This window comes from Vibrio sp. 10N.261.51.A4, assembly GCF_041471945.1.
GTDB classification, from domain to species: Bacteria; Pseudomonadota; Gammaproteobacteria; order Enterobacterales; family Vibrionaceae; genus Vibrio; species Vibrio crassostreae_C.
Genome location: NZ_JBFRPJ010000012.1, coordinates 142,472 through 155,865 on the forward strand (window position 1 = coordinate 142,472; position 13,394 = coordinate 155,865).

14 protein-coding genes are annotated in these 13,394 nt (G+C 43.7%); 3 read left to right on the forward strand and 11 right to left on the reverse strand.

Translation table 11 applies throughout. The annotated features are described in order from the left end of the window. Positions 1 to 155: 155 nt before the first annotated feature. Entirely contained in the window at positions 156 to 1,280 is a 1,125-nt protein-coding gene (ald, locus tag AB4384_RS04285; protein ID WP_017060246.1) for an alanine dehydrogenase, read from the forward strand. A gap of 149 nt (positions 1,281 to 1,429) precedes the next feature. Here ald and AB4384_RS04290 read toward each other — a convergent pair whose 3' ends face one another. Both AB4384_RS04290 and cysB read right to left on the reverse strand, forming a co-directional pair. Then, the gene (locus tag AB4384_RS04290; protein WP_372128946.1) at positions 1,430 to 2,638 is read right to left on the reverse strand and encodes a methyltransferase; all 1,209 of its coding nucleotides are present in this window, start codon (positions 2,636 to 2,638) and stop codon (positions 1,430 to 1,432) included. 214 nt (positions 2,639 to 2,852) lie between these two features. Continuing rightward, a complete protein-coding gene (gene cysB, locus AB4384_RS04295; RefSeq protein ID WP_372109968.1) occupies positions 2,853 to 3,827 on the reverse strand; it encodes an HTH-type transcriptional regulator CysB in 975 nt (324 codons plus the stop codon). Between the two features lie 322 nt (positions 3,828 to 4,149). Here cysB and AB4384_RS04300 point away from each other — a divergent pair, with 322 nt between their 5' ends. After that, entirely contained in the window at positions 4,150 to 4,914 is a 765-nt protein-coding gene (locus AB4384_RS04300) for a hypothetical protein (RefSeq protein ID WP_017060243.1), read from the forward strand. A 143-nt stretch (positions 4,915 to 5,057) separates the two neighbouring features. Beyond that, positions 5,058 to 5,813: a tRNA isopentenyl-2-thiomethyl-A-37 hydroxylase MiaE gene (miaE, locus tag AB4384_RS04305; RefSeq protein WP_017060242.1), complete on the forward strand. Its 756-nt coding sequence runs from the start codon at positions 5,058 to 5,060 to the stop codon at positions 5,811 to 5,813. Positions 5,814 to 5,917: 104 nt separating this feature from the next. Here the strand turns inward: miaE and pyrF are convergent, their stop codons facing one another. The 9 genes from pyrF to lpxK form a co-directional block, all read right to left on the reverse strand. Continuing rightward, positions 5,918 to 6,613: an orotidine-5'-phosphate decarboxylase gene (gene pyrF, locus AB4384_RS04310; protein WP_017060241.1), complete on the reverse strand. Its 696-nt coding sequence runs from the start codon at positions 6,611 to 6,613 to the stop codon at positions 5,918 to 5,920. 124 nt (positions 6,614 to 6,737) lie between these two features. After that, positions 6,738 to 7,913: a lipopolysaccharide assembly protein LapB gene (gene lapB / locus AB4384_RS04315; RefSeq protein WP_017060240.1), complete on the reverse strand. Its 1,176-nt coding sequence runs from the start codon at positions 7,911 to 7,913 to the stop codon at positions 6,738 to 6,740. 12 nt (positions 7,914 to 7,925) lie between these two features. Continuing rightward, positions 7,926 to 8,198: a LapA family protein gene (locus AB4384_RS04320; protein ID WP_017060239.1), complete on the reverse strand. Its 273-nt coding sequence runs from the start codon at positions 8,196 to 8,198 to the stop codon at positions 7,926 to 7,928. Positions 8,199 to 8,327: 129 nt separating this feature from the next. After that, entirely contained in the window at positions 8,328 to 8,612 is a 285-nt protein-coding gene (gene ihfB, locus AB4384_RS04325; RefSeq protein WP_017060238.1) for an integration host factor subunit beta, read from the reverse strand. Between the two features lie 121 nt (positions 8,613 to 8,733). Next, positions 8,734 to 10,404 carry a 30S ribosomal protein S1 gene (gene rpsA, locus AB4384_RS04330; RefSeq protein WP_010439921.1) on the reverse strand — a complete coding sequence of 557 codons (1,671 nt, stop codon included), beginning with the start codon at positions 10,402 to 10,404 and terminating at the stop codon, positions 8,734 to 8,736. Between the two features lie 106 nt (positions 10,405 to 10,510). Next, entirely contained in the window at positions 10,511 to 11,191 is a 681-nt protein-coding gene (cmk, locus tag AB4384_RS04335) for a (d)CMP kinase (protein WP_017060237.1), read from the reverse strand. A gap of 279 nt (positions 11,192 to 11,470) precedes the next feature. Beyond that, positions 11,471 to 12,217 (reverse strand): 3-deoxy-manno-octulosonate cytidylyltransferase, encoded by a 747-nt coding sequence (kdsB, locus tag AB4384_RS04340; RefSeq protein ID WP_017060236.1) that lies wholly within the window; start codon positions 12,215 to 12,217, stop codon positions 11,471 to 11,473. Then, the gene (locus AB4384_RS04345; protein ID WP_004736429.1) at positions 12,217 to 12,396 is read right to left on the reverse strand and encodes a Trm112 family protein; all 180 of its coding nucleotides are present in this window, start codon (positions 12,394 to 12,396) and stop codon (positions 12,217 to 12,219) included. The genes kdsB and AB4384_RS04345 overlap by 1 nt, the downstream gene beginning before the upstream one ends. Next, positions 12,377 to 13,384: a tetraacyldisaccharide 4'-kinase gene (gene lpxK, locus AB4384_RS04350; RefSeq protein WP_029235494.1), complete on the reverse strand. Its 1,008-nt coding sequence runs from the start codon at positions 13,382 to 13,384 to the stop codon at positions 12,377 to 12,379. Before lpxK ends, AB4384_RS04345 begins: the two co-directional genes overlap by 20 nt. Between the last annotated feature and the right edge of the window lie 10 nt (positions 13,385 to 13,394).

A 13,394-nucleotide genomic window follows, 5' to 3' on the forward strand; every position in this document is an offset into this window, starting at 1 on the left:
TTTTATTCCACCTTATTACTTCCTTGCAAAAAAATATACTACAACTTTTTAATATTCAGTATCAAATTTTATCTGAACCTATCTATACTAGATATTAATTCGACAGAATTACCCTACACATAGATAAAACAACCAAAATAAAATGAGGAGTCAGGATGATCATTGGCGTACCTAAGGAAATCAAGAACCACGAATACCGCGTTGGTATGACCCCAGCTAGCGTGAGAGAACTAATCTCACACGGCCACCAAGTTTTTGTAGAAACCAATGCCGGTACTGGTATCGGTTTTTCAGACGATGATTACATCGCTGTAGGCGCATCCATTCTTCCTACTGCTGCTGACGTTTTCGCGAAAGCAGAGATGATTGTAAAGGTTAAAGAACCTCAAGCTGTCGAGCGAGCTATGCTTCGCGAAGGGCAAATATTATTTACCTATTTACACCTTGCACCAGATTTTCCACAAACTGAAGAGCTTATCAAGAGCAAAGCTGTCTGCGTAGCCTATGAGACTGTAACAGATAATATGGGTCGCTTGCCACTATTAGCACCAATGTCTGAAGTAGCTGGTCGTATGTCTATTCAAGCAGGTGCACAAACATTAGAGAAATCTAACGGTGGTTGTGGTCTTCTTCTTGGTGGCGTTCCAGGTGTTGAACCAGCAAAAGTTGTTGTTGTTGGTGGCGGTGTTGTAGGTGCTAACGCAGCACGTATGGCTGTAGGCCTTCGCGCTGATGTTACAATTCTTGACCGTAACGTAGATACATTGCGTCGTCTTGATGAAGAATTCCAAGGTCGCGCAAAAGTGGTTTATTCTACTGAAGACGCCATTGAGAAGCATGTTCTAGAAGCAGACCTAGTGATTGGTGCTGTACTAATCCCTGGTGCGGCAGCGCCAAAACTGGTTACAAAAGAGCACATCGCTAAGATGAAACCAGGTTCAGCAGTTGTTGACGTTGCAATCGACCAAGGCGGTTGTTTCGAGACTTCTCACGCAACCACTCACGCAGACCCAACTTACATTGTTGATGACGTAGTTCACTACTGTGTTGCAAACATGCCTGGCGCTGTTGCTCGCACTTCAACTTACGCACTAAACAATGCAACACTTCCTTACATTGTTAAGCTAGCGAACAAGGGCTATCGCGAAGCACTTCTATCTGATGAAGGCTTCCTAGAAGGTCTAAACGTTATTCACGGTAAAGTAACTTGTAAAGAAGTTGCAGAGAGCTTTGACCTTGAATACGTAGACCCAGCAGAAGCAATCGCAATGTTTAATTAATGATGTAGTGGTTAATTGAACGCTATAATCTTCTCGTTGAAGCGTTCAGTTAACTCATACACATTAAACAAAAAGCCAGTACGACATAATGTCGCGCTGGCTTTTTTGCATTAATGGATTTAGTTCGTAAAAACACGTAACAGGACGGTTTACCACTCGCGCTCGATTTTAACCCCATGAATCAACAGGTTTCTTGGCGTAATACTGCGTTCGCAGAACTCTACAATCGAAGCTTCATAAGCTTGTTCTTGAAGGTAGATAGCGCGATCTAAAGCCAGCCATATCTCTAAAGGTCTTCTAAAGACTTGTTGAACCAAACTCAGCTTTTCCATTTCCCAGAAAAGCGCTTCGCCTTGAACTAAATAAGAGTCAAAATCAATCTCTGAACCCAGCGATAGCTCTTTCACTTCAGATGCCCAGCGGCAGAAGGATTCAAAACCCTCAGCTAACTCTGATTTTTTGATGCTCGGTACAGGGATGTATTCGTCAATATGGAGTTCAGCCTTAAGCAGTTGGCTAAAACCCAAACGGTAACTCATCTCTAGTTGACGATGTCTCTTTACTCTTTCACCACCAGTGACGGTTTCTTGAAGCGGGATTCTTAAATCGCTCTTACTTAACGTTAATACTGATTTTTTCGCGACAGAAGACATCGCTTGGTAGTTTTCGTCTCGAATAAGATGATAACAACAAGGGGAAATCGTGACCGCGGGTAGCCCGTGTGACACTGACTTTTTAACTAACTCAACATGAAGATCGCCACAAGCATGAAGGGCTACGGCATGTTGGTTTGAGTTAAACACGTCATCGGCCTTGTCTGAAAACGCATCTCCTTGAACAAAATTCATCGCTAACTTTTGGTCATCCGCAATCTTTTGTCCGCTTTCGCATAACGATTGCTGCCATTCAAAGCTAGTGACTTTTTGATCCGATTGCTGAGATAGGATTCGACCAAGAAAGCCTTTACCAGAACACCATTCCAACCACTCTTTTCCATAATGGTTCTCAAGCACAGCTTCTCCCATCGAAACAATTTGTTGCAACTTTCTTCCAGGAATACCATCTCCAGTACCGCGAGCAAGCTTTAACCCGGCAAGTGTCGCTCTTTCAAACTGGATATTTTGGTTAACGGCATATAATTGAGGGAGGAAAAGAGTCAATTCATCGGCCAATAGCTGAGGCTGCTCTTTCAACGTTTGAATGCGCTGAATACTCAAGCCTTCTAACCAATCAACAAGAGGACGATTCACATTGCGCCATGGTGTTTGGTGAGTTCGACATAGATGGAAGGGCTCTGAACGCCAATAAATTTGGTGCTCTAACAAAAATGAGTCGAGTATTTTGAATCGTGAATGCATGCTTCCCCCTATGATGGGTGGATTGTAGAGGGTAGAGGCCGAAATAGAAAGGCACTACATGAGATGCGGCGCAAAGAGAGGCAGTGTAAAGAAAAGTTATCGAGATGCGAACGTTTGAGGATGACACATAATTAAAACAAAAATCGGCCTGATAACAGACCGATTTAAAATTTAGAAATGCTTCCGAGCTTCTAGTCTTGTAATGTTCTAATCACTATCTCACCGGCAGATCGATATCCTTAAACATCTCTTCGATCTCTTCGTTCGATTTCAAAGAAATAGCTTGCTCAACCACAGGGCGAGTTAAGTGCGGTGCAAAACGCTCCATGAAATCAAACATGTAAGAACGCAAGAAGGTGCCTTTTCTAAAACCAATGCTGGTTGTGCTCGCACCAAATAGATGACTCGCATCAATCGCAACCAAATCAGTATCTTGCTCGTGGTCAATAGCCATACTTGCAATTACACCAACACCAATGCCCATACGAACGTAGGTTTTGATTACGTCTGCATCGGTCGCAGTAAACACAACACGCGGTGTTAAACCTACTTTGTTAAACGCGGTATCAAGCTCAGAACGGCCAGTGAAACCAAATACATAAGTCACGAGAGAGTAAGCCGCAAGATCTTCGATCGTGATATTACGCTTCTGTGCCAGGGGATGATCTTTGGTCACGACGATCGAACGGTTCCAGTGGTAACAAGGCAGCATAATCGCATCTTGGTAAAGGTGTAGCGCTTCCGTTGCAATCGCAAAATTCGCTGTACCTTTAGCGACGGCTTCTGACATTTGGCTTGGCGTACCTTGGTGCATGTGAAGCGATACTTTTGGATAGCGCGCCGTGAAACCTTTAATCACATCAGGCAGTGCATAACGAGCTTGAGTATGAGTCGTTGAAATATTCAATGTACCCATCTCTGGATGTGTGTGTTCACCCGCTACCGCTTTAATGCTTTCAACGCGCGCCAAAATCTCTTGAGAGATACGAATGATATCCTCACCCGCTTGGGTAACCTGCGTTAGATGCTTGCCGCTACGCTCAAAAATCTGAATGCCTAGTTCGTCTTCAAGTAATCTAACTTGCTTACTAATGCCAGGCTGAGATGTGTACAAACTCTCTGCTGTAGCTGAAACATTTAGGTTATGGTTTACAACCTCAACAATGTACTTCAGTTGCTGTAACTTCATATCTAACCTCGTAATCCTTTACTCATTTCTGTGCTAACTTATTTGCAAAGAGAGCGTTATAGTCGCGTGTAATATAATTAATAGTTATAACGCTTCGAACACAAAAATGACAGGAAAATTGAGTTTTTCTAGCTTAACAAACAAAAACATCACTAACGCTTTGCAACCCAACCCTCATTCTCATACATTAGTTGGTAAGTTTTGATTGCCGATTTCGCTCAACAAGAGATAATCAGAAATTGCAATTTACGAGTGCCGATACACAATGGAATCGTGTATCCTCTCCAGTTAGCTATAGAAAATAATAAGCAGACTCAAATATATGAATATTGGTTTAATAATCGTCTTAGTAGCCGTTCTTTTGGTGTTAGTTTTAGGCTACAACATCATGCTTCAATATAAAGTTAAGGTAGAAACAGCGAAGAAACAGGAAGCTTCTCGTTATCTAACCATTATTGACGGTACAGAAGAACTGATTGGCAACGCTCATCACATGCCGTTTAGCCAAGATCTTCTTGTATGCTTAAACAATCGAATTCTTGATGCATTAGAAAACATGTATCAACTCGATCCAAAAAATAAGCAGCTTGCCCAACGCATTGAAAGCGTAAAACAACAAATCACTCAGCTAAAAGAGAACTACAAAGGTGGCGAGAGTACCGCTTTCCGCGTACCAAGTAGTGACAAGCAAGCGATCATGATGCTTAAGTTAGTTAAACGCCTGCGTGATACGGTGCGCAACGAGCACAATAAAGGCCGTTTCGAGACTCAAGCTTATGTGGTTGAAAATGCTCGCCTAGAAACAATTCAAATCCGTATTAACATTGAAAATGTTATCAAACGTGCAAACGATTCGATTTCTCGCGGACAACCGGGAACAGCGATTCAGCTATTACGCAAAGGTATTGATGCTTTGGCGACTAAGAACGACTCGTACTCTAATCAAGCCAAAGAAAAGCTTCAACAGATGCTTAACGAGCTTGACCAGAAACGCCAAGACAAAAACGCTCAAGATTTGCAGCAGATGGAATCTAAAGAACGAGAAGACGATATGGATGCCCTCTTCGGTCAGAAGAAGAAATGGTAACAGTCTAACTCAACACTTAAAGGCCGCCTTATTTACATTAAATAGGCGGCCTTTTTTGTAGCTGTTGAATTTCCTTTCTCTGTATAGGGAGATCTCTTGAGCTGTGATAAAATCCCCGCATTATCAACAAACTTTCCCTGACCATGTATCAAGAATTACTCGCTCCAATCCACTCTTTTCTTAAAGCCGAAACGCCAGATTCATGGATAGATGAAGCCAAAAAGCCAGAAAATCTTCACATCATTCTACGCGATCACATGCTGTGTGAACTTAAGGCGGCACAGAGTGCTTTATTCCTTATTCGCAAGTACGCCGTCGATAAAGAAAGCGCGAAGCAACTGAATGAATGGATTTTGCCATACGAGCAATTTGCTTACCGTCGTATCGGAGACTTAGAGTCTCTGCGTGGTAAAAGCAACGTATCCAAGCAAATCACAGCGAAAGAAGGCTGTAATTACGGTGCTGACCTAATCGATAAGATGGTTTTACTGATCAAAGAAGAGCTGCATCACTTCTACCAAGTCATGGAGTTGATGGAGAAGAAAGGCGTGACTTACCAGCCAATCGAGGCGGGTCGTTACGCTAAGGGCTTGATCAAACAAGTTAAGACTTACGAGCCTGATGCTCTGGTTGATAAGCTTATCATCGGTGCGTTTATTGAAGCTCGCTCTTGTGAGCGCTTCGCTAAATTGGCTCCTTTCTTGGAAGAAGACATGGAGAAGTTTTACGTGTCTCTACTTCGTTCAGAAGCTCGCCACTACCAAGATTACCTTGAGCTAGCAGAACAGATCGCAGGGAAAGATATTTCAGAGCGTATTTCGCATTTTGCTCAAGTAGAAGCTGATCTTATCACTTCAGAAGACAGCGACTTCAAATTCCATAGTGGTGCTCCGGTTTAGGCTCCACACAGAACATTCAGTCCAGTTTAGACTAATCCAGACTAAAAAATTAAGGCCAGCAATTTGCTGGCCTTCTTTATTTATATCTCAATCCAAATATAGACTTAAGCAAGCGTACCGTTGATCTCTGCAAGTACAGCAGCAGGGTCTATCGCTTGCGTAATCGGACGACCAATAACAAGGTAGTCTGAACCTGATTCAATCGCTTTAGAAGGCGTCATGATGCGCTTCTGGTCACCAACATCTGCGCCGACAGGACGAATACCTGGAGTAACTAGCTTGAACTCTTGACCAAGTGCACCTTTAAGCAAAGAAGCCTCTTGTGCAGAACATACAACACCGTCTAAGCCAGAGTTTTTCGTTAGAGAAGCCAAGCGCATCACGTGTTGTTGTGGTTCAAGATCCAGACCGATACCCGCTAAGTCAGATTGCTCCATACTGGTGAGTACCGTTACACCGATTAACAGTGGACGATCTTTGCCATAAGGTTCTAAGATTTCGCGAGAAGCCGTCATCATACGCTCACCGCCACTTGCGTGTACGTTCACCATCCAAACACCCAGTTCAGCGGCAGCACGGACTGCTTTTGAACATGTGTTCGGGATGTCGTGGAATTTAAGGTCTAAAAATACTGAGAAACCACGCTTATGTAATTCACGAACAAATTCAGGGCCAAACAGGGTAAACATCTCTTTGCCCACTTTTAGGCGGCAAGATGCTGGGTCAATTCGATCGACAAAGGCTAACGCATCCGCTTGATTATCATAATCCAAGGCTACAATGATTTTTTGGTCGTTCATTTCATCTCCTAACGCAGTTAACTTTCTAAAAATTTCTAATCACCTAAGCAGGTGATAAATAACAGTCATAAAAATGCAGCCCGAAAGCTGCAATTAATAATTTGGTCTTAAAGTGACCACAAATCTATTCACCATCAAGCCCACGAATAGGCTTGATCGTCCCCCACCCTTTACATGAAGGGCAGTGCCAATACAAAGAGTGTGTCGAGAAACCACACTGACGACAACGGTAATGAGGCTTAACCTTAAGCTGTTCACCAACCATAGATTGAAGTGTGGTTAAGCTGTCTTTTGCTCGGCCTTCTTCTGCTTCCGCTAGGTGGTAATCGATTAATCGATAAAAACCTTTCATGGTTGGATTTTTAACAAGCTGCTTTGTCAGTAACTCTTGAGCAGAGCCTACATCTTCATGGTGAGCAACCAATTGCGCTAGCATCAGTTCGGCAGATACACCGGCTTTCTTCTGAATACACGCTTTGAGGAACTCGACCAATTGAGCTTCTTGTCCAAGCTTGTGGTAACACTCAGCAAGGGTTGGCAACACCTCACTGATAAAATCGATATCTTGTTCAAGTACCGATTCAAGACAATCAATTGTCTTTTGGTAATCTTCGTTCGCTAAGTGGAACTTCCCTAGTGCGATACTTGCGCGAACACATTTAGGGTCTTCAGAAAGCGCCTTCTTAAAATGCTGAAGCGCTTTAGAACGATTACCATCGGCTTGTTCTTGCATTGCAAGCTCACACCAGAAATGCGCGACTGTGGCACGCATCTTCATTTTTTTCTTGCCGAGCTTAACTAAGATATTTCCGTAATGGATAGCCTTGTTCCACTCACGGGTCTGCTGATAAATAGCCACCAACTGCTGTAAAGCGCCCTCTTTATGGTCAGGTTCTTCTACAAGTTGTTCAAAGATTTTTTCAGCGCGATCAAGGAAGCCAGAGACCATGTAGTCTTTAGCTAATTGTTGCAGTGCGAGATTTTTCTGATCGAGGGTAAGCCCCGAACGAGAGATGAGATTTTGGTGAATACGAATAGCGCGGTCGACTTCGCCTCTTGAGCGGAACAAGTTGCCCAAAGCCAAGTGAGTATCGATGGTTTCATTGTCTACTTGAAGCAGTTCAATAAAGTGATCAACCGCTTTGTCAGATTGATCTGACAGTAATAGGTTCAAACCCGTCACGTATTGACGGGAGATCTGGTGTGATTGCTTTTGTTTTTCTTGCTGAGCGTTACGATTACCCATATACCAGCCATAAGCGGCTGCGATGGGCAAAAGTAAGAACAGTAACTCTAACATCAAATATAGCCTTTAAGCTTTAGTATCAGCAGGGACCTGCTTTGATTGCTTATTGAGTTGCTTCTTCAAGCGATGAATTTTTAGCTGAGACCGCATGTGCATATTACCAAAGACTAACCAAGCAAGGGCGAAGCCTGAAACGAATACAACACCTAATAAACTTGATAGGTGGAAGTCACCTTGCGCTAGCAGATAGTTGAAATTCACAGTTGTTTGGTTTTGAGAGCCTAAAGCCAGTGCAATTAGGAAAAGTGCGATAACGGCGACTATTTTTATAATTTTCATAGTTCATCACTCATTGGTTGGTTAGCTGTACGATTATGCAGGAAAATTACTAATCAGACCACCATATTATGGTCATAAAAAAGCGGCATACATTATAGTATGCCGCTTTTCTTAATTCCGATAAGTAGGCTACATTCCTGAGTTTACTCGTTCACGCAGCTCTTTACCTGGTTTGAAGTGAGGAACGTATTTACCTTCTAACTCAACCTTGTCACCAGTCTTTGGGTTACGTCCAACACGAGGCTCACGATAATGCAGAGAAAAGCTGCCAAAACCGCGAATTTCGATTCGATCACCACTTTCTAGTGTTGAAGCCATATGCTCTAAAATGTCTTTTACAGCGTCTTCAATTTCTTTTGCAGAAAGATGCGTTTGCTCAGCGCACAGTCTCTCAATCAATTCAGACTTAGTCATAGTTACCCTCGTTGGTTTTCTTTTTAGAAATTATAGACCTATCGGAAAAATAAGCAAAAAAAAAGGAGCCTTACGGCTCCTTTCTTGGCTAGATAGCTATAATTCTCTTAATGAGAAGCTATTATTCGCCTTTAGCAGCTTTGAATGCGTCTGCCATTGCGTTACCGAACGCGCCTTCTTCAGACTTGTTCAGTGAAGCCATTGCTTCTTGCTCATCAGCTTCATCTTTAGCTTTGATAGATAGGTTGATTACGCGGTTCTTACGGTCTACACCAGTGAACTTCGCTTCAACGCTGTCGCCAACGCTTAGGATTAGAGATGCATCTTCGATACGGTCGCGAGAAACTTCAGAAGCGCGGATGTAACCTTCAACGCCTTCGATTAGCTCGATAGTAGCGCCTTTCGCGTCAACTGCAGTAACAGTACCGTTTACAAGAACACCTTTCTTGTTGTCAGCAACGTATGCGTTGAACGGGTCGTTTTCCATTTGCTTAACGCCAAGAGAAATACGCTCACGCTCTGCATCTACTGCTAGAACAACAGCAGAGATTTCGTCGCCTTTCTTGTATTCACGTACAGCTTCTTCGCCGGCAGCGTTCCAAGAAATGTCAGATAGGTGTACAAGACCGTCGATACCGCCTTCTAGACCGATGAAGATACCAAAGTCAGTGATAGACTTGATCTTACCAGTAACTTTGTCGCCCTTAGCTTGCATTTCTGCAAATGACTGCCATGGGTTAGCTTTACACTGTTTCAGACCTAGAGAGATACGACGACGTTCTTCGTCGATATCAAGAACCATAACCTCAACTTCGTCGCCAACATTAACAACTTTAGAAGGGTGGATGTTCTTGTTAGTCCAATCCATTTCAGAAACGTGTACTAGACCTTCAACGCCTTCTTCGATTTCAACGAAGCAGCCGTAGTCAGTTAGGTTTGTAACACGACCAGAAAGCTTGTGACCTTCTGGGTAACGCTTAGCGATTGCTACCCATGGATCTTCGCCTAGTTGCTTAAGACCTAGTGAAACACGAGTGCGCTCACGATCGAACTTAAGAACTTTAACTAGGATTTCGTCACCAACGTTAACGATCTCTGATGGGTGCTTAACGCGCTTCCAAGCCATATCTGTGATATGTAGAAGACCGTCAACACCGCCAAGGTCAACGAATGCACCGTAGTCAGTAAGGTTCTTAACGATACCTTTAACTTCAGTACCTTCTTGTAGAGTTTCAAGAAGTTCGTCACGCTCAACACTGTTTTCAGATTCGATAACAGCACGACGAGAAACAACAACGTTGTTACGCTTCTGGTCTAGCTTGATTACTTTGAACTCTAGCTCTTTGTTTTCTAGGTGAGCAGTGTCACGGATAGGACGTACGTCTACTAGAGAACCTGGAAGGAAAGCACGGATACCGTTAAGTTCAACAGTGAAACCGCCTTTAACTTTACCGTTGATGATACCAACAACAGTTTCAGCTTCTTCGCAAGCTTTCTCAAGTACGATCCAAGCTTCGTGACGCTTAGCTTTCTCACGAGAAAGTTGAGTTTCACCGAAACCATCTTCAACAGCGTCTAGAGCTACGTCTACTTCAGCACCAACTTCAACTTCAAGTTCGCCAGCAGCGTTCTTGAATTGTTCAGCAGGGATAGCAGATTCAGACTTAAGACCAGCATCTACAAGAACGAAACCGTTCTCGATAGCTACTACAGTACCTTTAACGATGCTGCCTTGTTGGAATTCAGTTTCAGATAGAAACTCTTCAAAGAGTTGAGCAAAAGATTCAGTCATTATTTAATCTTCAATAATTAAACGTCCATGGGTATCCTACCGCATGGGGTTGATAAATTCGCCGGTCATCATCCTTGCGACCAACGTTCGTACTAGCTCGGCGAAATTACCCAGCCAGTTTCGATTCAATATAGTGTAGTGCTTTTTCTACTACCTGCTCAATATTCATTGAGGTGGAATCAAGCACTAGAGCATCCTCTGCAGGGCGAAGTGGCGCCACTGGGCGATTACGATCTCGGTCGTCTCGCTCTTGGATCTCGCTCAAAAGGTCGTCAAATTTAACATCTAACCCCTTCTGTTGCAACTGTTTAAGGCGGCGACTCGCACGCTCTTCAGCACTTGCATCTAAAAATATTTTCGCTTCAGCTTCAGGGAACACAACCGTTCCCATGTCACGGCCATCAGCTACCAAACCAGGTGCCGCGCTGAATGCGCGTTGACGACGAAGCAGAGCTTCACGAACGCGAGGTAAAGCGGCCACTTTTGAAGCTGCCATGCCGGTTTCTTCTTTGCGAAGTTCACCAGACACATCTTCACCTTCTAGGATAACCTTAACTAAGTCGCCTTCAGCAATAAACTGCACGTCTAAGTGTGTCGCAAGCGGTACTAAAGCATCCTCTGATTCAGTATCCACACCATGGTGAATTGCCGCTAAAGCCAATACGCGATAGATCGCGCCTGAGTCTAGAAGATGAAAGCCTAGCTTATCTGCTAGCAACATACACAGGGTACCTTTACCTGCACCACTTGGTCCATCAACCGTAATCACTGGGCTTTGAGAAGGCATCTTTTACTCCACGTTTTGTCGTAAGTTTTATTCTGTACTAGCGATTCGCCACTACTTTATAGGCGGCATATTATAGAGAAAAATTGGAACTCGAGCGAGGTAAATCTCAGATAATTCCGAGTTGATGATGCATAAACCAATGCAACCAGCCCAATATCCGTTTGCTTAGGTCAATACGCGAGCTTAGATCCATAAGACACGTTCGCAATTTTCTATAGACATAAAAAAGCCTCGCAATAAGCAAGGCTCAGTGGTGTTCTGTAAACAGCTCAAAGAAGCTTAACCAATAATAGCTCGAACCGCTTCTAGGTCTTCAGGCGTATCAACACCAGCCGCAGGTGCTTCCGCCGCAACGTCTACGTGGATTTTTTCACCGTACCAAAGTACTCGTAATTGCTCTAGGCACTCAATACGTTCAAGAGTGCTTGGTTCCCAGTTAATGTAGGTATTGATAAAACCCGCTCGGTAAGCATAGATACCAATATGACGAAGCAAAGGAGATTCCGCTGCAGTACCGTTGTTCGCGTAAGCATCGCGATCCCAAGGGATGGTTGCTCGGCTAAAATACAAGGCATAACCGTCTTTATCGGTTACAACTTTAACGGCATTAGGGTTAAACACTTCATCAGCATGAGTGATTTCCACACCTAACGTTGCCATCGGAGCTGTACTGTTAGCAAGATTGTTGGCAACCTGATTAATGATCGAAGGTGGGATAAGTGGCTCATCACCTTGAACATTAACGATAATATGATCATCAGGAATATTCATAACTTCAATCACTTCAGCTAGGCGTTCAGTGCCCGATTCGTGATTCGGTGATGTCATACAAACGGTCGCGCCAAATGCTTTAGCCGCTTTTTCAACTCGAGCGTCGTCGGTAGCGATAATAACGTTATCGGCACCCGCTTTCATTGACTGTTCGTATACCCATTGAATCATCGGCTTTCCACCAATGTCAGCAAGTGGCTTCCCTGGTAAACGGCTCGATTGGTATCTTGCAGGTATAACAACCGTATAAGACATTACTTACCCTCATCCATAGAAACGGTGCGAGCTTCAGGTTCTAAAAGAACAGGAATACCCTCTTTAATTGGGTAAGCAAGGCGATCAATTTTACAAACAAGCTCTTGCTTATCCTTGTCAAAAGTTAGTTTACCTTTACATACAGGGCAAGCAACGATCTCAAGTAGACGGTGATCCATAGTATTCCATAACCTCTTTTATTCTTTTTAAAATTTGCTGTTGCGAATCTTCATCGAACTGCGCAGAAACTGGAAGATACCACCAGTTATCTTGAGCATATTCTTCGCATTTTACAGCGTCTTTTTCTGTCATAATCAGATTCATACCTTTCTTAGCTAAGGCATGAAGTTCATCTTTATCAAAATCTTGATGATCGGCGAAACCCTGTGTGAATACCACATCACCATCAAGATCTTCCAATGTTTTAAAAAAGCGCGGTGGGTGGCCAATACCGGCAAAAGCAACCAGCTTCTGTAATTCTGCCACAGACCTTTTCTGACCAGTCTTTAGGTTAACCGCTTGGCTTGGAAGCAAAGACATCGAGAACTCTCGCCCATGCGCTTTACCGCCATTGTTAACCAAAAAGTCGACTTCATCTAAACGAGATACAGGCTCTCTTAACGGGCCTAAAGGAATTAGGCATTCGCTACCAAAGCGTCTTGCGCCGTCGATAACTGCAAATTCAATGTCGCGTTCAAGCGCGTAATGCTGAAGGCCATCGTCAGTGATAATCACATCAACACCTTTGCTCAGCAATGCTTTCACTGCGTTAGCTCGCACAGGGTCGACTGCGACTGGCGCACCAGTTCGCTTACGAATCAAGCGAGGTTCATCACCCGAATGCTCTGCTGGCGTATTTTCATTCAACACTAACGGATAGCTTGGTGCTTTTGCACCGTAACCACGAGACACAACTCCAGGTTTAAAGCCGTGAGCCTGAAGCATTTCTACTAACCAAATCACAACCGGGGTTTTACCATTTCCACCAGCGGTAATATTGCCCACAACAATAACAGGTAAAGGCGGGCGGTAGGTCTCTTTCTTCCCAGAGAGGTAAGCATCACGACGTTGACCACTAATCAATTTGAACAGCAGACTCAGTGGCCACAATAGCGGCCAGAGAAGATATTTCAACGGGTGATTGTTAAACCAAATCTTTTCGATCACAACAAAACCT

Excerpts from the sequence above, each read along its gene's own strand:
- miaE (WP_017060242.1), top strand. The coding sequence starts at position 5,058 with ATGTATCAAGAATTACTCGCTCCAATCCACTCTTTTCTTAAAGCCGAA.
- AB4384_RS04345 (WP_004736429.1), bottom strand. The coding sequence starts at position 12,396 with ATGGATCACCGTCTACTTGAGATCGTTGCTTGCCCTGTATGTAAAGGT.
- lapB (WP_017060240.1), bottom strand. The coding sequence starts at position 7,913 with ATGTTAGAGTTACTGTTCTTACTTTTGCCCATCGCAGCCGCTTATGGC.
- AB4384_RS04290 (WP_372128946.1), bottom strand. The coding sequence starts at position 2,638 with ATGCATTCACGATTCAAAATACTCGACTCATTTTTGTTAGAGCACCAA.
- AB4384_RS04320 (WP_017060239.1), bottom strand. The coding sequence starts at position 8,198 with ATGAAAATTATAAAAATAGTCGCCGTTATCGCACTTTTCCTAATTGCA.
- pyrF (WP_017060241.1), bottom strand. The coding sequence starts at position 6,613 with ATGAACGACCAAAAAATCATTGTAGCCTTGGATTATGATAATCAAGCG.
- ihfB (WP_017060238.1), bottom strand. The coding sequence starts at position 8,612 with ATGACTAAGTCTGAATTGATTGAGAGACTGTGCGCTGAGCAAACGCAT.
- kdsB (WP_017060236.1), bottom strand. The coding sequence starts at position 12,217 with ATGTCTTATACGGTTGTTATACCTGCAAGATACCAATCGAGCCGTTTA.
- AB4384_RS04300 (WP_017060243.1), top strand. The coding sequence starts at position 4,150 with ATGAATATTGGTTTAATAATCGTCTTAGTAGCCGTTCTTTTGGTGTTA.
- rpsA (WP_010439921.1), bottom strand. The coding sequence starts at position 10,404 with ATGACTGAATCTTTTGCTCAACTCTTTGAAGAGTTTCTATCTGAAACT.
- cmk (WP_017060237.1), bottom strand. The coding sequence starts at position 11,191 with ATGCCTTCTCAAAGCCCAGTGATTACGGTTGATGGACCAAGTGGTGCA.
- cysB (WP_372109968.1), bottom strand. The coding sequence starts at position 3,827 with ATGAAGTTACAGCAACTGAAGTACATTGTTGAGGTTGTAAACCATAAC.
- ald (WP_017060246.1), top strand. The coding sequence starts at position 156 with ATGATCATTGGCGTACCTAAGGAAATCAAGAACCACGAATACCGCGTT.